Genomic DNA, 25502 nt, shown 5'->3' with positions numbered 1-25502 from the left:
CCGGCATGTGCCCGTAGACTCCATCCCAGCGACCCGCCGTGGTGGGTCGGCAAGGTGCGGTAACAGGGAGGAAGCGTCGCGTGAGCAGCCGGCCATCCCGAGGCGCTGCTCGCCTCGCAGCCATACTGGACGCCCTCCCCGACGCGTTGCTGCTGGTGAACTGCAACGGCACCGTCGTCAACGCCAACGCCATCGCGCTGGAGATGTTCGAGGCCCCCGGCACGGCCCTGGTCGGGCGCGGGCTGCTCGATCTGCTGCCGACCTTCGACTCCAAGCGGATCCCGGGGTCGATGCGGCGCCGGGACGAAGAGGTCCAGGGGCGGACGAAGCCGACGCGGATGGTCGCGCGGCGGACCGACGGCGCCGAGCTGCTGGTCGAGGTGACCAGCGCCAATCTGGAGGACGGCCGCACCCCGTACGAGTCCTCCTTCGAGGCGGCCTACGCGGATCACCGCAACGGCTACACCGGCGACGAGCTGCTGATGCTCGTGGTGCGGGATCTGGCCGGGACGGTGGACACCGAGACCGAGCTGGCGCGCCAGCAGCGGCAGACGGAGATGATCCTGCGGGCCGCGGCGGAGGGCGTGGTCGGCGTCGACTCCGAGGGCCGGGTGGTCCTCGTCAATCCGTCCGCGGCGCAGATCCTCGGCTACCGGGCGAGCGAGTTGGGCGGCAAGGAGCTGCATCCGCTGGTCCACCACTCGCGGACGGACGGTTCGGCGCTGCCGTGGGAGGACACTCCGCTCGCCGACACCCTCAAGTCCGGGCGCAAGCACCGGGTGCGCGGGCAGGTGCTGTGGTCCAAGGACGGCCGGCCGGTCGCCGTCGATCTGACCACCGCGCCGGTGCGGGACGGCGATCAGCTGGTGGGTGCGGTGATGACGTTCACCGACCGGCGGCCGTACGACGCGCTGGCGGACCGGCAGGCCCAGCTGCTGGCGGTGCTGGGGCGGTCGCTGCGCGGCCCCCTGGAGGAGCTGAGCGGCGAGCTGGGCGCCCTCGCCGCCGACCCGGCGGGCCAGTTGTGGCCCGAGGCGAACCAGATCCTGCACCACCTCGCGGCCGGGCACGCCCGGATGACGACGCTGGTCGACAACGTTCTCAGCTACCAGCGGCTGGACTCCGGCCAGGAGAAGCTCAACCGCACCAAGGTGTCGCTGGACCAGGTGGTCGCGGCCGGTGTGGAGGGCGCCGTCGAGCTGATCGGGCCGGGCCGGGCGCAGTTCGCGGTGCACGCGCCGCCGATAGCGGCACTGGTCGACGCGGAGCGGCTGGCGCAGGCGCTGTCGCATCTGATCGCGGACGTGGCCGGGGTGGATTCCACCGGCCGGACGGTCGCCGAGGGTGCCGCCGGGCCGGGCGGGCGTCCGGTGCCCGGTGACTCGACGATCGTGGTGGCCGCGGCCAAGCGCGGCGAGGTGGTCCGTATCGAGGTGCGCGGGCCGTTCGGCGGCGGCGATCCGGTGCACGGGCCGATCGTCCGCGGGATCGTGCGGATGCACGACGGGCTGATCCAGACGCACGAGGTGCCGGGCGGTTCCGGCCCGGTCGGCAGTGCGTACGTACTGGAGCTGCCGGTGCTGGTCGACGAGCCGGAGGCGGAGTCCGCCGGGGCGGCCGCCGAGGGCACGGAGCCGGCGCCGGACGGTGACGGCGCGGCCGGCGGGGACGCGGGCGGTCCGGGGACGGACGGCCACGGGCTGCCCGGCGCCGCGGAGGCGTCGGCGGGGACGAAGACGGAGGGCGGTACGGGCGGCGCGCATCCGACCGGGCGGCGCCGTGCGCGGCACTCGGGCGGGGAGCCCGCGTCCGCGGCGGACGGTACCCAGGGTGCGGGGCTGCCCATGGGCGCCGAGGCGGGGCCGCCGAGCGGTCGCCGCCGGGCGCGGCCGGCGCCGGAGGGCTCGGCGCTGCCCGCGCTGCCGTCCGGGGCCGGTGGCGGAACCCCGGCCGGCGGTCCGGCGCACGGTCTGACGCCCGCGGTGGGCCCGGCGCTCGGGACGGTGCCGCCGCAGGGCCAGGCCCAGGGACAGCAGACGGGACAGCAGACGGGGCAGCAGACGAGGCAGCAAGCAGGACCGCAGGCGGGACTCCAGGCAGGTCAGCAGGCCGGGCCGTCGGCGGGGCAGCAGGCAGGACAGCTGCGGGGTGTGGCGCAGGGGGCGGCTCCGATGCCGGCCCAGGGTCCAGGTCCGGTGCCGGCCGGTGGCCGGCGGGCGCGGCGGGCGCTGGCCGAGGCGCCCGAGCGGGCCGCCGCGGCCGGTGAGCCGGGTGCAGTGGGCCCGGCGGGTGCGTCCGGTGGCGCCGCGCAGGCTCCGGCCGCGCCGCGCTCCCCGTTTGCACTGCCGCCCGCCGCGGCGGACCGGGTTCCGCAGCAGCCGTCGGCCGCGCAGCCGGCGCGGCCCGCGCTCTCCGGTGGGACGCCGGTGCCCGCCGGTGCTCCCGTACAGGCGGAGGCCGGGCCGCAGGAGGCGGCCGGTACGGGGCGGCGCCGGGCGCGCCGTCCGGTGGCCGGCGGCCCGGAGGCGGCGCCCGACGCCACGGCCGGGCAGCAGCCGTCCGGCGCGGCACCCGACGCGCCCAACTCACCCAACTCGCCTGATGCACAAGGGACTTGGGACGCCGAGCCGACCGGTCGGCGGCGGGCGCGGCGGGCCGCCGCCGAGCAGCGCGCGGCCGCGGCGATGGCCGACTCCGAGGCGTCCGGGACGTTCGTGGCGGGCCCCGAGGGCCTGGTCGCGCAGCCGTCCGCACCGGCGGGCGAGAACGTGCCGGCCGAGGCGACCGGTACGGGTACCGGGGCGGGTACCGGGGCGGCACCCGGTGTCGCCGGCGCGCCCGCTCCGGCCGCGCCCACCGGCCGCCGCCGGGGCCGCCCCAGCCCCGCCGAGGAGGCCGCGCCCGCGGCCGGCCCCGCCGCCGTGCCCGCACCGGGCGGCCCGGTGCCGCCGGGTGCCGCCGTGCCGCCGCAGGCCCGGCAGCCGCTGCCGGCCGCCGAGGACGCCGCCGGGCGGGCGTTCAGCGTGCGCACGCTCGGCCAGGGGGTGCCGTTCGCCCAGCAGTTGGCCGATCCGCAGCGTCCGGCACCGCAGCCCGGCGCCGCACCGCAGCCCGGCGCCGCACCGCAGACCCCCGCGCCCCAGGCCGGTGCGCCCCGGACAGGTACGCCTCAGGCCGGCGCGCCCCAGGCCGGTGCGAGCACGCCGCCGGGCGGCACCGCCACGGGTTCCGGCCGGCGCCGCAAGCTCGCCACGCCGCCGCCGGAGGGCGAGCGCGGCGCCGCCGCCGAGACCCCGCCGCCCGGGAGCCTGCCGCCGCAGGCCGCCGGTCCGCAGCCGCCCGCCCGGCCCAAGCAGCCGGCCCCGCAGCCGCATCTGATGGATGCCAGTGAGGGGCGTGCGTTCGCCATCTCGGCGCCCGACGAGGGCAGCGAGGGGCCCGAGCCGCTGGACGGGCCGAACGGCGCGGTAGAGGTGATGGAGCGTCAACAGCCGCCGATGGATGACGAGTTGCCGCCGGAGCCGCTGGACAACCCGCGCCGGCTGCTGGTCTGGCCGGCGCCCGACGTCGCCACCCAGCAGGCGCTCAGCGACCGCGGCTACCGCCCGGTGATCGTCAACTCCCGCGAGGAGGTGGACGCGCAGATCGCCGCGTACCCGGCGGCGCTGTTCGTGGACCCGCTGACCGGGCCGATCACCCGGACCGCGCTGCAGTCGCTGCGCCAGGCCGCCGGTGCCGCCGAGGTGCCCGTCCTGGTCACTGCGGGGCTGGGGCAGGCGACGCGGGAGGCCGCGTACGGCGCCGACCCGGCGGTGCTGCTCAAGGCGCTCGCCCCGCGGGACAGCGAGAACCACCCGCCGCGGGTGCTGCTCATCGAGCAGGACGACGCCATCGCGGGCGCGCTGACCACGTCGTTGGAGCGGCGCGGCATGCAGGTGGGCCGGGCCGGCGCGGACGCCGACGCGGTCACGCTGGCGACGCAGCTGCGGCCCAACCTCGTCGTGATGGACCTGATGCAGGTGCGCCGCCGGCGGGCCGGGATCGTGGACTGGCTGCGCGCCAACGGGCTGCTGGACCGCACCCCGCTGGTCGTCTACACCTCCGCCGACCTGGATCCGACCCAGCTGCCGGGGCTGGCCTCCGGGGAGACGGTGCTGTTCCTGGCGGAACGCTCCACCAGCGCCGAGGTGCAGACCCGGATCGTGGACCTGCTGGCGAAGATCGGCACCAACTAGGGCGACTGCCCGGGCAGCGGACCGGGAAGCCGGGCACCGGGGCGGGCTCGTGAAGGCCCGCCCCCGGCTTCCCCCGCGCAAGGTCACGCCCGGATTCACCCCGGCTTCACCCCAGCAGCGTCACGTCCAGCTCGCCGTCCGCGTACTGCCGCCGCAGCACCTTCTTGTCGAACTTGCCCACGCTCGTCTTGGGCACCGACGGGATCACCGCCCACCGCTCCGGCAGCTGCCAGCGCGCGATCCGCTCGCCGAGGAACGTCCGCAGCTCCTCGTAGCTGATCGCCGTGCCGTCCGTCAGCACCACGGTCGCCAGCGGCCGTTCGCCCCACTTCTCGTCCGGGACGGCGACCACCGCGGCCTCGGCGACGCCCGGGTGCGCCATCAGGTGGTTCTCCAGCTCGACGGAGGAGATCCACTCGCCGCCGGACTTGATGACGTCCTTGGCGCGGTCGGTCAGGGTGAGATAGCCGTTCGGCGTGATCGTGCCGACGTCGCCGGTGCGCAGCCAGCCGTCCGGGCTGAACTTGTCCTCCGGGCGCAGCGCCGCGCCCTGCGCGCCGCCGTAGTACGCGCCCGCGATCCACGGGCCGCGCACCTCCAACTCGCCGGCGGCGGTGCCGTCCCAGGGCAGTTCCTCGCCGGACGGGCCGATCAGCCGGGCCTCGACGGAGGCCGGGAAGCGGCCCTGGGTGGTGCGGTAGGCCCACTCGTCCTCGCCGCGCACACCGGCCGGCGGGTGGGAGACGCAGCCCAGCGGGGAGGTCTCGGTCATCCCCCAGGCGTGCACCACGCGGATGCCGTGGCGCTCCTCGAAGCCGCGCATCAGGGCCGGCGGGCAGGCGGAGCCGCCGATGACGACGGTCTCCAGACAGGCCACGTCCCGCTTGTGGGCGTCGAGTTCGGCCAGCAGGCCCTGCCAGATCGTCGGGACCGCGGCTCCTATCGTCGGCCGGACGGTCTCGATCATCTCGGCGAGCGGCGCGGGCTGCAGGAAGCGGTCCGGCATCAGCAGCGACGCACCGGCCATGAACGCGGCGTGCGGCAGGCCCCAGGCGTTGACGTGGAACATCGGGACCACCGGCAGGGCGATGTCCCGGGAGGCGAGGGCGAACGCCTCGGCGGTGTTGACCTGGAGGGAGTGCAGATAGAGCGAACGGTGGCTGTAGAGCACGCCCTTGGGCTCGCCGGTGGTGCCGGAGGTGTAGCAGAGCGCGGCGGCCTCCCGCTCGTCGATCTCGGGCCAGTCGTAGCGCTCGGGACGTCCGGCGAGCAGCTCCTCGTAGTCGTGGACCTCGGCGTGCGCGCCGGCCAGCGGGGCGCGGTCGCCAGGGCCGACGACGATCACGTGCGCCACCTTGGGCAACTGCGGCAGCAGGGGCGCCAGCAGCGGGATCAGGGTGCCGTTGACGAGGACGACCCGGTCCTCTGCGTGGTTGACGATCCAGGCGAGCTGCTCGGCGGGGAGCCGGAGGTTCAGCGTGTGCAGCACCGCCCCCATGGAGGGGATGCCCAGATACGCCTCCATGTGCTCGCTGTTGTTCCACATGAGGGTGCCGACCCGTTCCTCTGGGGCGACCGCGAGGGTGTCGCGGAGCGCATGCGCGAGCTGCGCGGCCCGGCGGCCGATCTCGGCGAAGGTGCGGCGGTGCGGCTCGGCCTCGCCGGTCCAGGTGATGACCTGCGACTCTCCGTGGACCGTGGACCCATGGGTGAGGATTCGCGAGACCGTGAGCGGTACGTCCTGCATCGTGCTGAGCACCGAGTGCCTCCGCTTTGTTACGGGCGGGTAGTGGTGCTGCGATTGTCGATGCATACCGCGTGGTATGTCACGCCTTCATGGCGTGTTCTTTTCCTCCCGGTGCGGGAAACGGCCGGGAACCGGCCACCGCGGGCCGCGGCCGCTTCACCCGTACGAGGTCGCCGGTGACCTGGCCCGATGACCTGCCCCCGGTGGGCCGCGGCTACCCCGCCGGCCCCGGCTTCGGGGCCACCGCCTGGAGGACGAGCACCGAGAGGTCGTCCTCCACCGGTCCGGTGCCGAAGTCGTGGGCGGCCCGCCGGATGTGTTCGGCGAGCGCCTTGGCGCCCAGCCCGAGGCCCTCCCGCAGCACCTCGACCAGACCGTCGTCGTCGTCCAACTGCCAGTTTCCGCACCGGCGTTCGGTGACCCCATCGGTGACGCAGAGCAGTGTCTCGCCGGGCGCGAGGGTGAAGGTGCTGGCGTGGAACTCGGTGCCCTCGTCGATGCCCAGCAGCATCTGCGGGTCGGAGGCCGGCTCCACGCTGCCGTCGGTGAACATGTGCAGCGGCGGCGGGTGCCCGGCGCTGGCGACCGTGCAGCGTGCCCCGGAGACGCCCGGATCGAGGGCCAGCTCCCCGTACAGCAGGCTCAGGAAACGGGAGCCGGCCTGTTCGCCGTCGAGTTCCACCGCCTCCGCGCTCTCCTCGGCCATGGCCAGATTCAGCCGCCCGAGGACCGACTCGACGCCGTGGCCCTCGCGGGCCAGCAGCCGCACCAGGTGGCGGGCGAGTCCGGTCACCGACATCGCCTCGGGGTCCTTGCCCTGGACGTCGCCCAGCAGGAAGCACCAGCGGCGCTCGCCCATCGGGAAGACGTCGTAGAAGTCGCCGCCGACGGTCTGCAGCTCGCCGTGCGGTTCGTAGACGATCGCGGTGTCCACGCCGGGGATGCTGGCCAGCGACGCGGGCAGCTGACGGCGCTGGAGCGCGAGGCTGATGCTGGTCTGGCGGGTGTACTGGCGGGCGGTGTGGACGGCCTGGGCGATCCGCCGGGCGACGTCCTCCACCATGCGGACGACGGTGTCGGTCATCTTCAGCCGGCCGGCCCGGCCCAGCAGCAGCACGCCCTGCAGCTCGCCGCGCGCCGTCAGCGGGAAGGCCAGCGCGGACCCGCCCGACGAGGACGCGCCGGCGACCGCGGGCCAGGGCCAGGCGGTGCCGCCGGCCCGCACGACGTCGGTGGGCGGCTCGCGCTCCAGGTCGGTCCGCAGCGGCGCGATCCGCCGCTCGTCGACGTGCCAGACCCGGGACAGCGCCATCCGGCCGCCCTCGACGCTCAGCCAGATCGCGCACCAGTCGGCGAGCCGCGGCACCAGCAGCTGGGCGGCGAGCGCGGTGACCATGTCCTGGTCGAGCTGGCCGGCCAGCAGCTCGCTGGTCTCCGCCAGGAACGACGGGCCGCCGCGGTCGGCCCACTCGGCGGCGTCGCCGGGCCGCGGGCCGCCGTGCCCGTGCGGCACCCGGACCGGCGTCGCGGCCCCGTGCGGGCGCCGCCCCGGCCCGCCCGGCACGTCCCCGGTCTCGCCCTCGGTGGCCTCCAGCCGGAACCACACCGTCTTGATCGACTTGCGGTACGTCACGCCCCAGGACTCGGCGAGCGCGCTGACCAGCTGCAGGCCGTAGCCCGGCGCACCGCTGCGGGCGTCCACGCCGCCGCGCACCACCCGCGAGGGGTGCCGGTCGGAGACCTCCAGGACGACGGCGACGGTGGCCGGGTCCGGCGGCGCGGGGCGGTCGCCGGGACGGGCTCCCGGGGCGCCGCCCGTCGCGGCCGGCTTGCGCCCGTACTCCAGCCGGCAGCTCACGTCGATGTCGGTGCCCGCGTATATCACGGCGTTGGTGACCAGCTCGCTGACGAGGAGGACGGCCTGGTCGATGAGTTCCCCGCTGATCGCCGCGGCGCCGGGGACGGTGTCCGCCGCCGCGGCCCGCTCGGTGAGCAGGGTGCGCACGAATCGGCGGGCCCCGGCGGCGGCCAGCTGGTTCGCCGGCAGCCCGGTCCGGGACACCGTCTCGGCCGCCTGGGCGGCCGTCGTCCGCGGGGACGGCGAGGTCACTGCGCCCCCCGAAGAAACCGGAGAAAGCTACTCATTACGGGCGCTTTATACTATGGCATATCCGCACAATTCGATCAGTTCCGGGCTGAGTCCGGGACCCGGACCGGTTCACGTTCCGTCTCGACCACTGGGGGGATGGTGTGCCATGGCTCCCGACCCGCCCCGGCCCGACCCCGCGCCACCGCCACCGGTCCCCGGCCCCGACGGCCGGTGGCTGCGCACCCGCGAGCTGCGCCCCCTGCTCGCCGCCATGAACGCCCTGCGGGACGGCGACTTCACCGCCGGCGCCCAGCCCGCCCCGGGCGACCCCCCGCCCGACGGCGTGCTCGCCGACCTGACCGACGTCTTCGCGCAGATCGTCGCCCGCAACGCCCACCTCGCCGGCGAACTCCGGCGCCTGCGCCACGAAGTCGTCCGCCAGGGCCGGCTGGACGAGCGGGTCAGCGCCAGCCCCGGCCAGGGCGGCTGGACGACCAACGTCGACTCCGCCAACGCCGTGCTGGAAGCCCTGGTCACCCCGGTCGCCAAGGCCACCCGGGTGCTGGACTCGGTCGCCGACGGCGATCTGACCCGCCATGTCGATCTGCACGACGGCTCCCGCCAACTCCGCGGTGACCTGCGCCGCCTGGGCAGCTGCGTCAACCGCGTGGTCGACCAGCTCTCGCTGTTCACCGGCGAGGTCACCCGGGTCGCCCGCGAGGTCGGCACCGAGGGCCGGCTCGGCGGCCGCGCCAAGGTCCAGGGCCTCTCCGGCGACTGGCTGCACGTGACCGAGGCGGTCAACACCATGGCGTCCCGGCTCACCGCGCAGGTCCGCGACATCGCCGTGGTCACCACCGCGGTGGCCCGCGGCGACCTCACCCAGCAGGTCACCGTCGAGGCCACCGGCGAGCTGCTGGAGCTCAAGCTCACCGTGAACACCATGGTCGACCAGCTGCGGGCGTTCGCCGACGAGGTCACCCGGGTCGCCCGCGAGGTCGGCACCGAAGGCCGGCTCGGCGGCCGCGCCCAGGTCCGCGGCGTCTCCGGCGTCTGGAAGGACCTCACCGACAACGTCAACTCCATGGCGTCGAACCTGACCTGGCAGGTCCGCAACATCGCGCAGGTCACCACGGCCGTCGCCAACGGCGACCTCAGCCAGAAGATCACCGTGGACGCCCGTGGCGAGATCCTGGAGCTGAAGTCGACCATCAACACTATGGTCGAGACGCTCTCCGCCTTCGCCGACGAGGTCACCCGCGTCGCCCGCGAGGTCGGCACCGAAGGCCGGCTCGGCGGCCGCGCCCAGGTCCGCGGCGTCTCCGGCGTCTGGAAGGACCTCACCGAGAGCGTCAACTTCATGGCGGACAACCTCACCACGCAGGTCCGCAACATCGCCCTGGTCGCCACCGCCGTCGCCGAGGGCGACCTCGGCAAGAAGATCACCGTCGAGGCGAAGGGCGAGATCCTGGAGCTGAAGTCGACCATCAACACCATGGTCGACCAGCTCTCCGCCTTCGCCGACGAGGTCACCCGCGTCGCCCGTGAAGTCGGCACCGAGGGCAACCTCGGCGGTCAGGCGCAGGTCCGCGGCGTCTCCGGGGTCTGGAAGGAGCTGACCGACAACGTCAACTCCATGGCCCTCAACCTCACCTCGCAGGTTCGCAACATCGCCCAGGTCACCACCGCCGTCGCCAACGGCGACCTCACCAAGAAGATCGACGTGGACGCCCGCGGCGAGATCCTGGAACTCAAGGACACCGTCAACACCATGGTCAAGCAGCTGCGGGCGTTCGCCGACGAGGTCACCCGGGTCGCCCGCGAGGTCGGCACCGAAGGCCGCCTCGGCGGCCGCGCCCAGGTCCACGGCGTCTCCGGCGTCTGGAAGAACCTCACCGACAACGTCAACTCCATGGCGGACAACCTCACTTCCCAGGTCCGCAACATCGCCGAGGTGGCGACGTCGGTGGCCCGCGGCGACCTCTCCAAGAAGATCGACGTCGACGCCCGCGGCGAGATCCTGGAACTCAAGACCACGATCAACACCATGGTCGACACCCTGTCCTCGTTCTCCTCCGAGGTCACCCGCGTCGCCCGCGAGGTCGGCAGCGAGGGCCAACTCGGCGGCCAGGCCCGCGTCGAGGGCGTCTACGGCACCTGGAAGCAGCTCACCACCAGCGTCAACGAGCTGGCCCTCAACCTCACCACCCAGGTCCGCGCCATCGCCGAGGTGGCCAGCGCGGTCACCCAGGGCGACATGTCCGGCTCGATCACCGTCGACGCCCAGGGCGAGGTCGCCGCCCTGAAGAACAACGTCAACCTCATGGTCGCCAACCTCCGCGAGACCACCCGCGCCAAGGACTGGCTGGAGTCCAACCTCACCCGCATCGCCGGCCTGATGCAGGGCCACCGCGACCTCGTCGAGGTCGCCGACCTCATCCTGCGCGAGCTGACCCCGCTGGTGAACGCCCAGTTCGGCGCGTTCTTCCTGGCCGAGGCGGGCGCCCGGCCCGGCGAGGGCCTGGAACTGATCGCCGGCTACGGCACCGGCCACCCCGAAGGCCGCCGGTCACCGCCCCGGATGCGGATGGGCACCCCCGGCTGGGGCCTGATCACCCAGGCCGCCACGGAGAAGAAGCGCATCCTCGTCGAGAACGTCCCCGCCGACTACCTCACCATCAGCTCCGGACTCGGCGCCGCCGCCCCCGCCAGCGTCGTCATCCTGCCGATCCTCTTCGAGGACCACGTCCTCGGCGTGATCGAACTGGCCTCCTTCAGCCGCTTCAGCGACGTCCACCTCGCCTTCATCGACCAGTTCGTGAACACCATCGGCGTCTCCATCAACACCATCATCGCCAACTCCCGCACCGAGTCCCTGCTCTCCGAATCCCAGCGGCTGACCGCCGAACTCCGCCAGCGCTCCGACGAACTCCAGCTCACCAACGCCGAGTTGGAGGAGAAAGCCGCCCTGCTGGCGACCTCGTCCCAGTACAAGTCGGAGTTCCTGGCCAACATGTCGCACGAGCTGCGCACCCCCCTCAACTCCCTCCTCGTCCTCTCCCGCCTCCTCGCCGACAACCCCGAGAACCACCTCAGCCCGCAGGAGGTGGAGTTCGCCGTCACCATCCACCGCGCCGGCTCCGACCTGCTCCAGCTCATCAACGACATCCTCGACCTGTCGAAGATCGAGGCCGGCCGGATGGACGTGCACCCCACGGCCCTGCCGCTGAAGAAACTCCTCGACTACGTCCACGCCACCTTCCGCCCGCTCACCGTCGACCGCGGCCTCAGCTTCGACGTCCGGGTCGGCGACGGCGTCCCCGACGAGCTGTTCTCCGACGAGCAGCGCCTCCAGCAGATCCTGCGCAACCTCCTCTCCAACGCGGTGAAGTTCACCTCCACCGGCGGCGTGGAACTCGTCGTCGAACGCGTCCCCGGCGGCCGGTTCGAGGAGGAGACGCTGCGCACCGCCGACGCCGTGATCGCCCTCTCCGTCAAGGACACCGGCATCGGCATCTCCCCGGAGAAGATCGCCGGGATCTTCGAGGCGTTCCAGCAGTCCGACGGCACCACCAACCGCAAGTACGGCGGCACCGGCCTCGGCCTCTCCATCAGCCGCGACATGGCCGCCTTGCTCGGCGGCCGCATCGAGGCCGAGAGCCAGGTCGACTTCGGCTCCACCTTCACCCTCTACGTCCCCGCCCGCTACACCGGCCCGTCCACCGCACCCACCACCGGCCTGGCGGCCCGCCCCGGCGAGAACGGCGAGGCCCCACCGGCCCACGGCGTCGGACCGGCCGCCCTCGCCGCCCTCTCGGGCCGGCCACCGGCCACGACTCCGCCGCAGCCCCTCCCCCCGCCGCCCTCCGACGTCTTCCCCGGTCAGGAGAGCCTCGCCCCCCGCGCCGCCCCCCGCCCCGCCGAGACCGGCGACGTCACCTGGCCCGAGGCCACCCGGCTGAAGGACTGGCTCGGCGGCCGCGCCGGCCGGGCCCTCGCCGACCGCCGGATCCTGATCGTCGACGACGACATCCGCAACGTCTTCGCGCTCACCCACGTCCTCGGCCGCGTCGGCATCAAGGTCAAGTACGCCGAGGACGGCCGCGAGGGCCTGGAGGTCCTCGACCGGACCCCCGACGTCTCCCTCGTCCTGATGGACATCATGATGCCGGAGATGGACGGCTACGAGATGATCCGCGCCATCCGCCGCACCCCCCGCTTCGCCGCCCTCCCGATCGTCGCCCTCACCGCCAAGGCCATGCCCGGCGACCGCGAGAAGGCCATCGAGAGCGGCGCCGACGACTACATCCCCAAACCGGTCGACGTGGACCGCCTGCTGTCGGTCGTCTGCGGCCTGCTCGACCCGCAGGCCGGCCCGCCGCCCGGCTCCCCGGAGCCCGCCGCCGACGCCACTGACGCGCCCGCCGCCGACACCTCCGAAGCCGCCGACACCTCCGAAGCCACCGAAGCCACCGAAGCCACCGACGAGGAAAGGGAAGGGCCGCCGCCATGACACCTCCCGGACCCGACACCGCGCCCATCCTCATCGTCGACGACATGGAGGAGAACCTCGTCGCGCTCGAAGCGGTGCTCAGCTCGCTCACCCCGAAGGTCGTCCGCGCCCGCTCCGGCGAGGAGGCCCTGAAGGCCATGCTCCGCGAGGAGTTCGCGGTCGTCCTCATCGACGTCCTGATGCCCGGCATGAACGGCTTCGAGACCGCCGCCAACATCAAGGGCCTGGACCAGACGAAGGACGTCCCGATCATCCTCCTGACCGGCGCCTCCGTGGACCCCAACTACGCCTACCGCGGCTACACCGTCGGCGCCGCCGACTTCCTCATCAAGCCCTTCGACCCCTGGCTCCTGCGCACCAAGGTCAACGTCTTCCTCGACCTCTACCGCAAGAACCACCAACTGGCCACCCAGGCGGAGCAGTTGACCCGGCTCCTGACCGGCCCCAGCGCCACGGAGAGCCCGGCGGAGCCCACCGAACCCCGCGGCCCCGCCCACGCCTCGCACGCACCCGAGGACGCTCCGACACCGGCACTCCCCGTCGGCGACGCGGCCCTCGCCGACATCGCCGGCCGCCTCGCCCAGCTCGAACTCCTGCTGCGCGAAACCCAGGACACCGGCACCGCCACCTCCGACCTCGCCGACCGCATCGCCGCCCTGGAACAGTCCGTGGAACGCCTGATGGCGGGGCGGGAGGCGTAGGCCCGGCAGCTACCTCCGGCTACTCGCCTGTGACGCCGTCGGCAAGCTCCCGGACGACGTCGAGCTGCCCGACATGCCGCGCGTACTCCTGAAGCAAATGGAACAGCACCCAGATCAGCGTCGGCCGCTCCTCCTCGGGCGGGACCCGGCCCCCGAGCGTGGCCATCCGGTCCTCCAGCCGCGCGCCGGCGACGATCGCGCGGGACCGCTCGCACTGGGCGCGGAAGAACGCCGTCACCTCCTCGACGGACTCACCCGCCTCGACACGCCATCTGCCGCCACGGGCCTCCATATCGCCCCACGGCTGTTCGACCTGTTGGCCGGCGAAGCCCCACTGCAACCAGCGCAGTTCCACATAGGCCAGATGCTTCAACAGCTCCAGCGGCGCCCAGCCGGATGGCAGCCGGCTGCCCCGCAGTTCCCCGTCGGTGAGGCCGGCCAGCTTGCGCAGCACGGCGTCACGGTAGAAATCCAGATAGCCCGCCAACAACTCGGCCGGGCTGGTGAGCGTGGCATCGGGCTCTGCCGGGGGCTCGGCTTCAGCAGTCATGGCAGGTGATGCTAAGGCCAGGTGACGCCGGGCGGGGCCCGGCCGACGCGGCTAGGCGTACCGCGGCAGATCCCCCGTCGAGATCGTCCACTCGGCGATGGTCACGTCCTCGCCGTAGACGAAGTCCTTGCGGACGGCGTAGCGCGGGCCGTCCGGGGTGGAGTGGATGTCGGTGAAGACGGCGCCGGTGCCGGTGCGGGGGTCGAAGATCGCGTAGACCGGGATGCCCATCAGGGGGTAGTCGCGGACCTTGCCCACCCAGTCGTTGTCCGGATTGGAGCGGGAGACGACTTCGGTGACTCCTCCCCCCGGATAAATCCGGGGGGCTTCTCCTGTCGGTGGCTATGCCACGTCGGGAAGGACCAGCCCGGCCCTGAGTGCGACGTTCCAGGCGCCCACGCGGTCGGCGTGGTTGATGTGCTGGCATGAGGTGCACTGGAACTTTTCACCATCGCGGTTCTCGCTGTCTACGTGCTGGCACTTCGGGCACGTGCGGGAGGTGTTGCGGGGGTCCACCGGGATCAGTACACGAGCGGCGCTTTCAGCCTTCTGCGCGAGGATGCCCAGGAACACCCCCCAACCCGCATCAAGAATGCTGCGGTTGAGTCCGGCCTTCGAGGCGGCGCCGTTCGGGAGGAAGCTGCCGGGTGTCTCGGGGTCGGGCTTCGGCTTGGGGGTGCGAACCATGTTTGCGATGTTCAGCCGCTCGTGCGCAATCTGGTCGTAGTCGCGGACCAGGGCGAGCGCGGCTTTGTGCGCGTGGTCGGTGCGCTGGCGGCGCACCTTGCGGTGCAGATTGCCTACCTTCTCCACGGCCCGGCGGTGCTTCGCCGAGCGGTCGGCCCGCTTGCGGCGCGGGAACGCCTTGAGAGCGCGCTGAGCATCGGCCAAGGCTTCCGCGTTGCGCTTACCGTGCCGGGGGTTTTCGACGTGCGCGCCCTCGGAAGTGGTCAAAAAGTGCGTGACGCCCACGTCGATGCCGGTCACGGCCCCCGTGGCGGGGAGCGGTTCGGCGGGGACGTTGTCACAGGCGAGGACGACGTACCACTGTCGCCCTTCGCGCTTGATGCTGACGGTCTTGACGTGGCCCTTCACCGGCCGGTGCTGGTGCACGCGGACGTGTCCGACACCTTGCAGGCGCACACGGGTGACGGGATCATGCGGGGTGGAGTCCCAGCGGCAACCGTCGCCGTCCTTGGGGAAGTCCACCGTGTCGAACCAGTTGACGCCCCGGAACCGAGGATAGCCAGGCTTCTCCCCGGCCTTCACGCGCCGGAAGAACGCTTGGAACGCCTTGTCCAGACGTCGCAAGGTCGCCTGCTGCGATAAGCGCGTATCACGCCTTCCCCTCCTCCTGCTCCTTGGCCCAGGGCCGTTCCCACTGGGTGTTTATGTACTTCTCCACCGTGTCCGCCGAGACGGCGCCGACCGAGGCGAGGAAGAACGACGACGACCACAAGGTGGGCATCCGACTCTTGAGGTGTGGGAACTCCTCGCGCAGAACGCGGGAGATGAGGCGGTGCGCAATCAGGCCCGCCGGACTGCGGACGGGGTCCGGGAGATCCGCGCTGAGCGCTCTTCGCACGGCCTCCGGGGACACCCCGCGTTCCAGCCAGGCGGCCACGCAGGGCGCAAGGCGGTCGATGTCCCCTACGGGGAGCAGGAGGCGGGCGTCGTCCCGGCGCAGGTTGGCGAGGAGGGCAGTGGCGGTGGTGAGGTGCTGTGGGCTGCGGGGGCGGGGCAGCGGGGGCCTGGGTGCTGGTGAGCGTCGCGGCGCATCACCCCGAGGCGGGCGGGGCGGTGTCACCAGACGGCCATCGTCTAATCGCCTGGTTACCCTCTTCAGGTACCCGTGCCGCTCCAACTCCCTTAAACCGGAGGCAATCCGCTCCCGCCCTTCGGGGAACCTCTTCGACAACGAGTGGATGTCAACCTGCGAGCCCTCGGGCAGCGACAGGATGTACACCGCAAGGCCGATCGCGCCGAGCGACAACTCGTGGTGCTGAGTGAGGTGATCGCCGACGATGGTGTAGTCGGCTTCCTGGAATTCGGTCACCTTGTGCAGTCCTGCGGGGGACCGACGAACCACGTGCGGCGTGCCAGCGGGCACGTTAGAATCCTGCTCAGCCATCGGGAAGCGCTTTCTTCCTAGGTGGTCAGGCCCTCGACCGGGATGCCAGTCCCGTCGGGGGCCAATTGCTTGTTCGGGGTTGCTCGTTCGGGGTTGCTCGTCGCCGAGCCTGCACCGCGACGCCACCGGAAAGCCAGCCCAGAGCCACCGGATCACCCCACCGGGTGACACAGGCGTGCGAACCCGGGCGGTTCGGTTCGGTTGGTTGGTTTTTCCCTTCCGGTTATGGGTTCTTGGAGCGGCCCGCATCGCCGGAGCCCGACTCCCCGGCTCCCGGTCAGTCCCACATCGGCAGGTCGAACTCGGCCCACACCGTCTTGCACGGGAACGGTCCCCGGGCCGTCCCCCAGCGATTCGCGAGCGCGCCGACGATGAGTAGCCCGTGGCCCGACTCGCCTTCCGCCGGGGCCCGTTGGGACGGGATCCGGTCACCGCGTGCGTCCGTGACGCCGATACAGAGCGTGTCCGCGTCAGCCGCCAACGCGAGCCGGAAGTCCCGACCGGGAACGCGACCGTGCGAGACGGCGTTCGCGGCCAGCTCGGCGATCACCTGGCCCGGCTCCTCGAACGGCAGCCCCCAGGAACGGAGTTGCTCGGTTCCGAGGAGCCGGGCGAGACGGGCGCCTCGGCGGGTGGCGGACAGCTGAACGCGGTAGAGCAGCTTGGGCTCGGCAATTTGCTGGTTCACATCACGCAGCGTGGTCGCCCACACCTACTCTGAACAGTGATGACGCCGACACGTTAGGTGATGTCCAGGAGCTGGACAGGACGTCTCGGCTGTCCAGGAGGTGAGGCACATGCACGGCGATGTCGCGGACGACTCAAGCTGGGCACTCGATCCCGAGGACGACGCCCAGCCGTCGGTCGAGCTGGTCGGTCGTCAGCTGAAGCTGTGGAGGATGGCGGCCGGTCTGCGCGCCGCCGACTTCGCGAAGTTGATGGGCTACAGCGAGGGCCTGATCTACAAGATCGAGCAGGGGGTACGGATTCCGCGCCCGGAGTACCTGGCCAAGGCGGACCAGATCCTCAAGGCGGGCGGGAAGATCGCCGGGATGCGGGACGACGTGGAGAAGGCCCGGTACCCCAAGAAGGTCCGGGACCTGAAGCGATGGGAGGACGAGGCAGTCGAGCTGGGTTCGTACGAGAACCACAACCTGTACGGCCTTTTGCAGACGGAGGAGTACATGCGGGCGCTGTACGAGATGCGGCGCCCTGCCTGGTCACCGGACGACGTGAATCGCCTGGTGGCAGCCCGAATGGCCCGATGGTCGATTTTCGAACGCACCCCGGCCCCCGCGCTCACATTCGTCCAGGAAGAGGTGACCCTCAGGCGTCCCCTCGGGGGGAGAATGGTGCACCGGCGACAGCTCGAACATCTGTTGGAGGTTGGCCAGTTGCGGAACGTTGAGATCCAAGTGATGCCGACGGATCGCGAGGACCACGCAGGCATGGGCGGACAGATCGAGGTGATGAAGTTTGCTGACGGCGGCGCCGTCGGCCACTCACTGCACCAGTTCGGCACGCGACCAGTCTCTGACCCGAAGCTGATCCGAATCCTCGAACTGCGCTATGGAATCATCCGCTCTCAGGCCCTCACGCCCCGGGAATCGCTCGCCTTCATCGAAAAAGTGCTGGGAGAAACATGACTGACAAGCCTTCTGCCGGGACTGCGTCCAAGCTGGAGTGGTTCAAGAGCAGCTACAGCAGCGGCAACGAGCGGGACGACTGCATCGAAGTTGCCTGGGCCAAGAGCAGCTACAGCAGCAGCAGCGACATCAACGACTGCATCGAGGTCGCAAGCACCTCCGCCACCATCCACATCCGCGACTCCAAGGACGCGGACGGGCCCCATCTGCACGTCCCCCCGGGCGTCTGGGCCGACTTCGTCGCGTTCGCCCGGCGGTAGCCGTCAGGCGGCTATGCGGCTCAGGCCCAGGCACGTCAGTGCCGGGTCGTCCCTGTCAGCTGTAGGGGCGGAGCACGCCGGTGTCGAAGACGAACGCGAAGGGCTCGGGAATGTGCACACCTTCGCCGAAGTCGGCGTCCTCACGCAGCCTGTAACGGCCGTTCTCCACCTCGCTGAACAGCGTCACGACCTTCTGCCGGGCATCGACGACGAGGTAGAGCGGAATGCCCATCAAGGGGTAGTCGCGGAGCTTGCCGACCCAGTCGTTCTCCGGGTTCGAAGGGGAGACGACCTCCACCGCGATCAGCGCCAGCTCGGCTGCAACGCTGCTGTCCGTGGTGGCCATCGCTTCCTCGGGCAGATACGTCAGGTCCGGATTCCGGACCTTAGCCGTCTGCGGCGATGCCAGATCCGTGTTTCCGGTGTCGGTGTATCCCTCTGGAACGTGAGCGTCGAACTGGCGGCGCACCTTGCTCAGGTTCAGCTGGTGCATGGCCGAAGGAGACGCCTGCATAACGATGATGTCGCCGGACAGCTCGACTTTGAAGCCCTCGGGCGCAGCGCGGCGGGCCTGTTCGAGCAGCTCGAAGTGCTGTCGATTCATCATGTGCTCCACGGAGAGGAAGAGAGGCACCCGCGTTCAGGGTACGTGACCGGCCAGACCGGCCAGCGGGTCCGACGCGGACGTCCGCACCCCTCCCCCCGCCGCTAGGCGGCGATGCGGCTCAGGCCCAGGGACGTCAGTTCCGGGTCGTCCCTGAGTTTGGCCAGGGCGCGTGAGACGGCGCTCTTGACCGTGCCGATCGAGACCTCCATGACCTCGGCGGTCTGGGCCTCGCTGAGGTCCTCGTAGTACCTGAGGACGACCATCGCGCGCTGCCGCGCGGGCAGCCGCATGATCGCGCGCCACATCGCGTCGCGCAGGCCCTGCAGCTCGGCCGGGTCGGGCGCGGGCGTCGGGTCCGGCTCGGGCAGCTCGTCGCAGGCGAACTCCTCGACCTTGCGCTTGCGCCACTGGGAGGTGCGGGTGTTGATCAGCGCGCGGCGGACGTAGCCGTCCAGCGCGCGGTGGTCCTCGATGCGCTCCCAGGCCACGTAGGTCTTGGTGAGCGCGGTCTGGAGGAGGTCCTCGGCGTCGTTGGGATTCGAGGACAGGGACCGCGCGGCGCGCAGCAGAACCGGCCCCCGGGCCCGTACGTAGGACGCGAACGACGGGAATGTCGCGGGCGTCGAGGCGCTTGTGCACGCAGTCGTGGTCATGTGTTCCACGCTAGGAGCGGGGGCGGGTCGCGGGCGTCGGCCCAAGGTGCCGAAGCGGCGTCCGCCTCAAGTTGTACGGGCGGGGCCCTCCGCACCTCCTCAGGGGGGAGCGTCCCGGGTGCTCCCCTAGGGGCGCAAGGGGCCGGACCCGCCCGCTCCACCGTTCCCGGCTACCCCTCCCGCCCCAGGATCAGCCCGGACGTCGGTACGCCCGTGCCGGCCGTGACGAGAGTGTGGGCGGGGGCGTCGGCCTGGTTGGTGCTGGTGCCGCGGAGTTGGCGGACGGCCTCGGCGATGCCGTTCATGCCGTGCAGATACGCCTCGCCGAGCTGGCCGCCGTGGGTGTTCAGGGGAAGGGTGTCGGCGGCGACGAAGTCGGCGGCCTCGCCGGGGCCGCAGAACCCGAACTCCTCCAGCTGCATCAGCACGAAGGGGGTGAAGTGGTCGTAGAGGACGGCGACGTCGATGTCGGCGGGGGTGAGGCCGGAGGTGCGCCAGAGCTGGTCGGCGACCACGTGCATCTCGGGGAGACCGGTGAGGTCGTCGCGGTAGAAGCTGGTCATCTGCTCCTGGGCACGGCCGGCGCCCTGGGCCGCGGCGGTGATCACGGCGGGCGGGTGCGGCAGGTCGCGGGCCCGTTCGACGGAGGTGACCACCAGTGCCTGGGCGCCGTCGGTCTCCTGGCAGCAGTCCAGCAGCCGCAGCGGTTCGACGATCCAGCGGGAGGCGGCGTGGTCGGCGAGGGTGATCGGCTTGCCGTGGAAGTAGGCAGCCGGGTTGCGGGCGGCGTGCCGGCGGCCGGTGACGGCGACGTGGCCGAAGGCGTCCGGGGTCAGGCCGTGGGTGTGCAGATAGCGCTGGGCGGCCATGGCGACCCAGGAGGCGGGGGTGAGCAGGCCGAAGGGGAGGTTCCAGCCGAGTGCGGTGCCCTCGGCGGACGGTTCACGGTGCTGGACGCCGGCGCCGAAGCGGCGGCCGGAGCGCTCGTTGAAGGCGCGGTAGCAGACCACGACGTCGGCGAGGCCGGTGGCGACCGCGAGGGCGGCCTGCTGGACGGTGGCGCAGGCCGCGCCGCCGCCGTAGTGGACGCGGGAGAAGAAGGTCAGTTCGCCGATGCCGGCGGCCTGGGCGACGGTGATCTCGGGGTTGGTGTCCATGGTGAACGTGACCAGGCCGTCCACGTCGTCCGGGGTCAGCCCGGCGTCCGCGAGGGCGGCGTGCACGGCCTCGACGGCGAGCTTGAGTTCGCTGCGGCCGGAGTCCTTGGAGAACTCGGTGGCGCCGATGCCGACGACGGCGGCGCGGCCGCCGAGGGTGTCGGGGCGGTGGCGGGTCATCGGGCGTCCGCCGCCGGCTCGACGGTGACCGTGACCGTGCCCGTGACGTGGTCGCCCAGGCCGTTCCTGCCGACGACCCGCACTTCGGCCGTGGTGTCGTCGAGGACTGCCGTGACGGTGCCGCTCAACACCATGGTGTCTCCCGGGTAGTTGGGCGCACCGAGGCGGATGGCGACCTTGCGCAGGACGGACCGCGGGCCGAAGTGGTCGGTGAGGTAGCGGCCGACGAGGCCGTTGGTGGTGAGGATGTTCATGAAGATGTCGGGCGAGCCCTTCTCGCGGGCGGCCTCGGCGTCGTGGTGCACGTCCTGGTAGTCGCGCGAGGCGACCGCCCCGGAGACGATCAGGGTGCGGGTGAGGGGGACGGTGAGGGGCGGAAGCTCCAGGCCGGGGCGGAGCGCGAGGGCCGGGGGCGTGTCCTGGGCGGGGTCCGGGGCAGGGTCCCGGCCGGTCTTCCGGTCCGCGTCCCGGGGGGCGTCGGCTGCGGGCGCCCTGCCCTCTGCGGCCGCCCTGCCCTCTGCGGCCGTTGCGCCCTCCTCGGGGCGGAAGACCGGAAGCGTCAACTCCTCGTCCACTCGCAGGAATTCCAGCCGCACCGGCATCCCGATCCGCACCCGGTCGTACGGCACCCCGACCACATTGCTGACCATCCGCACCCCCTCCACCAGCTCGATCAGCCCGATGGCATAGGGCCCTCCCGCGCCGGCCTCGCGACCGGCGCCACCTACGACACCGGCGCCACCGACGGCACTTGCCTCACCGACGGCGCTTGCGGCACCGACGGCACTGGCGACGGTCGGGGCGAAAGCCGGGAACGGCGGGTGGTGCATCACCACGTACGAGTACACGGTCCCCGCGCCGCTCGCCTCGACGGTGTCCCAGTCCGCCGCGCCGCACCCGTTGCACCCCGGCAGCCAGGGAAAACGCAGCCTGCCGCAGCCGCCACAGCGCTGGATGAGCAGCTTGTGGTCGGCCACGCCCGCCCAGAAGCCGGCGTTGTCCCGGTTGACGACCGGCCGGGGGCGCTTCCCCGAGGCGGGGGAGCGCCCGCCCGAGGCCGGGGGACGTCCGCCCGAGGCCGGGGAGCGCCCGCCCGCGTCCCGCCCCTGGGCGCCACGCCTGGCCGCCGGCGCGTACTTGAGGATCCGGAAGCGGTGCGTCCCCGCCGTCTCCCCGTTCGCCCGGACGTCCATCCGGGTCGTGACGAAGTGGCCGGTGCCCAGCTTGGTGGTCTTGCGCGCCGACACCGACTCGATCACCGAGTCGAAGGTGATCACGTCGCCGGGGCGCAGCGGACGCAGATACTCCTGCTCGCAGTCGGTGGCGACGACGGAGGTGTAGCCGGCGCCGTCGAGCAGCGCGAACAGCTCGTCGTGCGCGGGGTTGCGGCCCTGGTGGCCGGAGAGCCCGCCCATCGTCCACGCCTGGAGCATGGTCGGCGGGGCGACCGCGTCCGGCCCCTGGTAGGCGGGGTGGGCATCGCCCATCGCCTCGCACCAATGCCGGATCATCGCCGCGTTGACCGGGTCCTTTCCCACGCCCTCGACCGCGGCCCCCCGCCCCTCGAACGCCTTGAGCGCCCGCTCGTACGCGTCGCCGCCGCGCGCATCACCGTCATCGGACGCGCCGCCCCCAGGCGCACCATCCACCCGTTCGCTCCCCTCGCCACCGTCCCCACTCACCGCTGCCGCCCCTCCGCATCCGTATCCGTATCTGCCTCCGCAGGCGCATCCGCAGTCGCAGTCGCAGTCGCATCCCCGTCGCATCGTGGCCACGGTCGCCCTCTGCACCTCGCCGCCCCCGCCCCCGCCCCGACGGTGTTGAGGCGAACTGTGACGGGCCGGGCGAACGAGCAGCGAGCGGGTTTCTGACTGTCCGTCAGAAACCCGCTCGCTGTCAAGGTCTGCGCGATGAACCCCAGAGCGGCCCACCGGCCCACCGCGCGGCACCTCGTATCACCCTCCGGTCAACCGCCGCACCCGGGTGCGGCGGCCCGGCTCACCAGATCTGGTCGAAGTCGACGTTGGCGTTGTCCTGGTCGATGACCGTGAAGCCGTGGCCGTTCACGCTGGCGGTGTTGTTCTGGTTGGACGCCCCGGGGCCGTTGGCCACCTGCTGGCCGGTGGTGGAGTTGCCGAGGTTGTTGTGGCCGACGCCGGTGCCGGTCTGGCTCGTGGCGGCCGAGCTCGACCCGTTGTTCGCAAAGCCACCGTTGTCGGCCTGCGCCACGCCGGTGCAGAGCGCCGCCGCGAAGGGCAGCGCGAGAGCGACCGCGATGACACGGGCGGTACGGGTGCTTGCCATGGCTCTTCCTCCTACGGAACGCAACTTCTGGGTTATGACGTGCTGGTGGGTTCTGACGTGCTGGATTTCTGCCGTGCTGGATTTCTGCCAGTCGTGGTGGATTTGGGTAAGTCGTGCTGGATTTTGGGAGTAAGCGGACCGGCGCCGGATCGTCTCCCGGACCGCGGCCCGACCTCCTGGACCCCACTCCGGACGACCGGTTCCAGCCAGCCGGAAGGCACTAACTCTGCTCGTTCACCGGGCAGTTGGCCGACCACCGCGGTGCCTTTCTCGACGTCGCGACCTCAGGATTGCCCACCGACCCACCGGAGAAGCACTGGCCGAGCCCGATTCCCTCGCAAGCATGAGGAACCCCGGGTAAACCCCGACGCCTCCACTCGCAACCCCGAAACGCCCCGCGATCCCCCCGTGGTCCACCACAACCCGCTCCCCGCCAGGGCGGCGCACCCCACCCGCCCCTTCCGCCAGACCCGGCGCGTACGTGATCTTCACCGCACAGCCGCTCCGACCCTCTTCCTTTCATCGAACATCCGTACGAAAATAAATCCATGGCCACGCCCCACCGCCATACCGCACGGCTCACCGCACCCCCGGCCCAGGCCCTCCCGCCCGAGGCCCCCGCCGCCCCCGCACACGGCACGGGACCCGACCCTGACCCCGGACCCACCCCCGGCCCCGGCCCCGGCCCCGGCCTCGACTCCGGACGCACCCCCGGCCCCGCCCCCTGCCCCGCCCTCCAGCCCGCGCCCGAAGCACCTCCGACCCCTCTCCTCGCCCCGGCCGACGCCCACCACACCGCCCTCACCCACGCCCTCCTCGCCGCCGAGCGCGGCTACCCCGTCATCCCCCTGACCCGCACCAAACTCCCGGCCCTCCGCTCCCCACACCACGACGACGCCCACCGCGTCCCCGTCCCCGTCCGCCACACTCCCAACGACGCGCACCACACACCCGGCCGTACCCCCTACTCCCCCACCGCCCCGCCCTGCCACGGCGCCTGCGGCCGCCTCGGCCACGGCGTCCACGACGCCGCCACCGACCCGTTCGCGATCCGCCGGATGTTCGCCGCCGCCCCCTGGGCCACCGGCTACGGCATCGCCTGCGGCCGCGCCCCGCACCACCTCGTCGGCATCGACCTCGACACCCGGAACGGCGCCGACGGCCCCACCGCCCTCCGCCTGATCGCCGAAGCGCACGGCTTCGCGCTGCCCCCGACGGTCACCGTCCTGACCCCCTCGGGCGGCCGCCACCTCTGGTTCACCGGCCCGCCGGCGCCGCCCGTCCACAACTCCGCCGGCCGGCTCGCCCCAGGCATCGACGTCCGCGGCACCGGCGGCTATCTGGTCGGCCCCGGCTCCCTCACCGTCCACGGCCGGTACACCCTCGCACCGGACACCCCCCGCCACCCCGCACCGGCCCCACCCGCCCTACTGGCGCTCCTGCACCCCTCGCTCACCACCCCGCCGCACACGGAACACCCGGAGCCCCCCTCCCCGCCCCACCGCGCCCAGCCCCCCGCCGCCGCCCTCCTCCGCTTCGTCCGCGCCTCCCCCCGGGGCCAGCGCAACACCCGCCTCTTCTGGGCCGCCTGCCGCGCCTACGAATCCGGCCTCGGCCCGGAACTCGCCGAACGCCTGGTCGCCGCAGCCCGCCACACCGGCCTCCCCGAGGCCGAAGCCCGCGCCACCGTCACCTCCGCGGCCCGCCGCTGAAAACGGGCCACCGGGCGAACCCCCAGAATCGAACGAATGAACGGGGCGAGCGGTATCCTTCCGTTGTGGCTGACAAGCAGAAGACCTACGACTTCCCCCAGGACCTGCGGGAAGCACAGCTGGAGCTGCACCAGGTCCAGTCCGCCCTCGCGGACCTCTACAAGCGCCTGCCGTGGTCGGTCGAACCCCTCCCCGGCTGGAAGCACACCAAGGAAAACGGTCGCTTCCACGAGACCGAACGCGCCGACTCCCCGGGCTGGACCGACGAGGAGCAGACCGAGGTCGCCACGCTGCGCGCCCGCACCCTCGAACTCGCCGAACGCGTCGTCACCCACGACTTCTGGACCACCTGCGACGACGCCCCCGCCGCCCGCTCCGCCCTCAAACACCTCCACGAACAGGAAGAAGAGGCGGAACTGGAACAGGCCCTGGGCGAATAACCCACCCCCCGGCGCCCGCCCCACCCACCGCAAGCCAGATCCCCTCACCCGAGGGGACAATCCGGCGAACAAGGACGGTCTTGCCGGTCTTCGTCGGGCCTGACACCGACAGGATGCAGTGCCCCTCATCCAAGTAGACCTGGATCTGCTCCTCCAGGTGCAATTCGCTGCGGGGGTGTAGGTGACTGTGGGCAAGCCACCAGCAACGAAGACCTGACCTGCACGAAGCCTCTCGCCGTCCATGAACTGACAGTTGTGGCACGCGCGTTGCTCGCGGCCTTCTCTCAGTGGGCGGTTCGTGAGTCTTTGAGTCGTTCTGTGGTCGCCCGATGGTGTGAGGTGTGGGCGGAATCCGCGGGTCCGTCGTGTGGGGTCTGCTGGGGTTGGCGGGGTGAGTGAACGCAAGTCATATCCCAGCGACTTATCGGACGGGCAGTGGTCGTTGATCGAGCCGGTGATCACCGCGTGGAAGGACCGGCACCGCTCGGTCAGCGGTCATCAGGGCGCCTATGCGATGCGGGAGATCGTGAACGCGATCCTCTACCAGGGGCGGACCGGCTGTCAGTGGGCCTACCTT

The 25502-nt window shown here is 72.1% G+C and carries 18 protein-coding genes and 2 pseudogenes; 8 read left to right on the top strand and 12 right to left on the bottom strand.

Annotated features, from left to right (window positions below):
• The first annotated feature begins 80 nt into the window (after positions 1 to 80).
• Positions 81 to 4235, top strand: a complete 4155-nt coding sequence (locus B073_RS0131165; protein ID WP_026247894.1) for a PAS domain-containing protein — start codon at positions 81 to 83, stop codon at positions 4233 to 4235.
• A 106-nt stretch (positions 4236 to 4341) separates the two neighbouring features.
• Here the strand turns inward: B073_RS0131165 and B073_RS0131160 are convergent, their stop codons facing one another.
• A complete protein-coding gene (locus tag B073_RS0131160) occupies positions 4342 to 5994 on the bottom strand; it encodes a long-chain fatty acid--CoA ligase (RefSeq protein ID WP_018542003.1) in 1653 nt (550 codons plus the stop codon).
• 202 nt (positions 5995 to 6196) lie between these two features.
• On the bottom strand, positions 6197 to 8092 hold the full coding sequence (locus B073_RS0131155) for a SpoIIE family protein phosphatase (protein WP_018542002.1): 1896 nt from the start codon (positions 8090 to 8092) through the stop codon (positions 6197 to 6199).
• 145 nt (positions 8093 to 8237) lie between these two features.
• Here B073_RS0131155 and B073_RS0131150 point away from each other — a divergent pair, with 145 nt between their 5' ends.
• The gene (locus B073_RS0131150) at positions 8238 to 12584 is read left to right on the top strand and encodes a HAMP domain-containing protein (protein WP_018542001.1); all 4347 of its coding nucleotides are present in this window, start codon (positions 8238 to 8240) and stop codon (positions 12582 to 12584) included.
• The gene (locus tag B073_RS0131145) at positions 12581 to 13285 is read left to right on the top strand and encodes a response regulator (RefSeq protein ID WP_018542000.1); all 705 of its coding nucleotides are present in this window, start codon (positions 12581 to 12583) and stop codon (positions 13283 to 13285) included. Before B073_RS0131150 ends, B073_RS0131145 begins: the two co-directional genes overlap by 4 nt.
• 19 nt (positions 13286 to 13304) lie before the next feature.
• Here B073_RS0131145 and B073_RS0131140 read toward each other — a convergent pair whose 3' ends face one another.
• The 5 genes and pseudogenes from B073_RS0131140 to B073_RS0131120 all read right to left on the bottom strand — a co-directional run bounded on the left by B073_RS0131140 (position 13305) and on the right by B073_RS0131120 (position 16654).
• Positions 13305 to 13835 (bottom strand): DinB family protein, encoded by a 531-nt coding sequence (locus tag B073_RS0131140; RefSeq protein ID WP_026247893.1) that lies wholly within the window; start codon positions 13833 to 13835, stop codon positions 13305 to 13307.
• Between the two features lie 51 nt (positions 13836 to 13886).
• A pseudogene (locus B073_RS41725) lies at positions 13887 to 14129 on the bottom strand (Uma2 family endonuclease); the annotation flags it as partial.
• A gap of 48 nt (positions 14130 to 14177) precedes the next feature.
• A pseudogene (locus B073_RS41720) lies at positions 14178 to 15161 on the bottom strand (RNA-guided endonuclease InsQ/TnpB family protein); the annotation flags it as partial.
• 10 nt (positions 15162 to 15171) lie between these two features.
• On the bottom strand, positions 15172 to 15891 hold the full coding sequence (locus B073_RS49440) for a transposase (protein ID WP_051094277.1): 720 nt from the start codon (positions 15889 to 15891) through the stop codon (positions 15172 to 15174).
• 352 nt (positions 15892 to 16243) lie between these two features.
• Positions 16244 to 16654, bottom strand: a complete 411-nt coding sequence (locus B073_RS0131120; RefSeq protein ID WP_018541996.1) for an ATP-binding protein — start codon at positions 16652 to 16654, stop codon at positions 16244 to 16246.
• A 109-nt stretch (positions 16655 to 16763) separates the two neighbouring features.
• Here B073_RS0131120 and B073_RS0131115 point away from each other — a divergent pair, with 109 nt between their 5' ends.
• The gene (locus tag B073_RS0131115; protein ID WP_018541995.1) at positions 16764 to 17612 is read left to right on the top strand and encodes a helix-turn-helix domain-containing protein; all 849 of its coding nucleotides are present in this window, start codon (positions 16764 to 16766) and stop codon (positions 17610 to 17612) included.
• Positions 17609 to 17872 carry a DUF397 domain-containing protein gene (locus tag B073_RS0131110; protein ID WP_018541994.1) on the top strand — a complete coding sequence of 88 codons (264 nt, stop codon included), beginning with the start codon at positions 17609 to 17611 and terminating at the stop codon, positions 17870 to 17872. The genes B073_RS0131115 and B073_RS0131110 overlap by 4 nt, the downstream gene beginning before the upstream one ends.
• A 55-nt stretch (positions 17873 to 17927) precedes the next feature.
• On the opposite strand, the gene B073_RS0131105 is transcribed toward B073_RS0131110, so the two are convergent.
• The 5 genes from B073_RS0131105 to B073_RS0131085 all read right to left on the bottom strand — a co-directional run bounded on the left by B073_RS0131105 (position 17928) and on the right by B073_RS0131085 (position 22773).
• Complete coding sequence (locus B073_RS0131105) at positions 17928 to 18479, bottom strand: Uma2 family endonuclease (RefSeq protein ID WP_234025215.1); 552 nt, start codon at positions 18477 to 18479, stop codon at positions 17928 to 17930.
• Between the two features lie 101 nt (positions 18480 to 18580).
• A complete protein-coding gene (locus B073_RS0131100; protein WP_018541992.1) occupies positions 18581 to 19132 on the bottom strand; it encodes a SigE family RNA polymerase sigma factor in 552 nt (183 codons plus the stop codon).
• A 170-nt stretch (positions 19133 to 19302) separates the two neighbouring features.
• A complete protein-coding gene (locus B073_RS0131095; protein ID WP_018541991.1) occupies positions 19303 to 20469 on the bottom strand; it encodes a lipid-transfer protein in 1167 nt (388 codons plus the stop codon).
• The gene (locus B073_RS49435) at positions 20466 to 22151 is read right to left on the bottom strand and encodes an OB-fold domain-containing protein (RefSeq protein WP_420706474.1); all 1686 of its coding nucleotides are present in this window, start codon (positions 22149 to 22151) and stop codon (positions 20466 to 20468) included. The genes B073_RS0131095 and B073_RS49435 overlap by 4 nt, the downstream gene beginning before the upstream one ends.
• Before the next feature lie 316 nt (positions 22152 to 22467).
• Positions 22468 to 22773, bottom strand: coding sequence for a hypothetical protein (locus tag B073_RS0131085; RefSeq protein WP_018541989.1), 306 nt, complete (start codon positions 22771 to 22773; stop codon positions 22468 to 22470).
• 548 nt (positions 22774 to 23321) lie between these two features.
• Between B073_RS0131085 and B073_RS41705 the strand changes: the two genes are divergently transcribed.
• The 3 genes from B073_RS41705 to B073_RS41700 form a co-directional block, all read left to right on the top strand.
• Entirely contained in the window at positions 23322 to 24485 is a 1164-nt protein-coding gene (locus B073_RS41705) for a bifunctional DNA primase/polymerase (RefSeq protein ID WP_018541988.1), read from the top strand.
• A gap of 65 nt (positions 24486 to 24550) precedes the next feature.
• Complete coding sequence (locus B073_RS0131075; RefSeq protein WP_018541987.1) at positions 24551 to 24925, top strand: hypothetical protein; 375 nt, start codon at positions 24551 to 24553, stop codon at positions 24923 to 24925.
• 391 nt (positions 24926 to 25316) lie between these two features.
• On the top strand, positions 25317 to 25502 hold a 186-nt coding region (locus tag B073_RS41700), incomplete at its 3' end, for a transposase (RefSeq protein ID WP_037812342.1).

The organism is Streptomyces sp. MspMP-M5, from assembly GCF_000373585.1.
GTDB lineage: Bacteria > Actinomycetota > Actinomycetes > Streptomycetales > Streptomycetaceae > Streptomyces.
Note: the sequence above shows the minus strand (reverse complement) of the source record. Positions and strands in the feature narration are given on the sequence as shown.

Coding starts and splice junctions, on each gene's coding strand:
- B073_RS41705 (WP_018541988.1), top strand. CDS start 23,322: ATGGCCACGCCCCACCGCCATACCGCACGGCTCACCGCACCCCCGGCC.
- B073_RS0131115 (WP_018541995.1), top strand. CDS start 16,764: ATGCACGGCGATGTCGCGGACGACTCAAGCTGGGCACTCGATCCCGAG.
- B073_RS0131095 (WP_018541991.1), bottom strand. CDS start 20,469: ATGACCCGCCACCGCCCCGACACCCTCGGCGGCCGCGCCGCCGTCGTC.
- B073_RS0131140 (WP_026247893.1), bottom strand. CDS start 13,835: ATGACTGCTGAAGCCGAGCCCCCGGCAGAGCCCGATGCCACGCTCACC.
- B073_RS0131150 (WP_018542001.1), top strand. CDS start 8,238: ATGGCTCCCGACCCGCCCCGGCCCGACCCCGCGCCACCGCCACCGGTC.
- B073_RS0131110 (WP_018541994.1), top strand. CDS start 17,609: ATGACTGACAAGCCTTCTGCCGGGACTGCGTCCAAGCTGGAGTGGTTC.
- B073_RS0131105 (WP_234025215.1), bottom strand. CDS start 18,479: ATGATGAATCGACAGCACTTCGAGCTGCTCGAACAGGCCCGCCGCGCT.
- B073_RS0131100 (WP_018541992.1), bottom strand. CDS start 19,132: ATGACCACGACTGCGTGCACAAGCGCCTCGACGCCCGCGACATTCCCG.
- B073_RS0131085 (WP_018541989.1), bottom strand. CDS start 22,773: ATGGCAAGCACCCGTACCGCCCGTGTCATCGCGGTCGCTCTCGCGCTG.
- B073_RS0131145 (WP_018542000.1), top strand. CDS start 12,581: ATGACACCTCCCGGACCCGACACCGCGCCCATCCTCATCGTCGACGAC.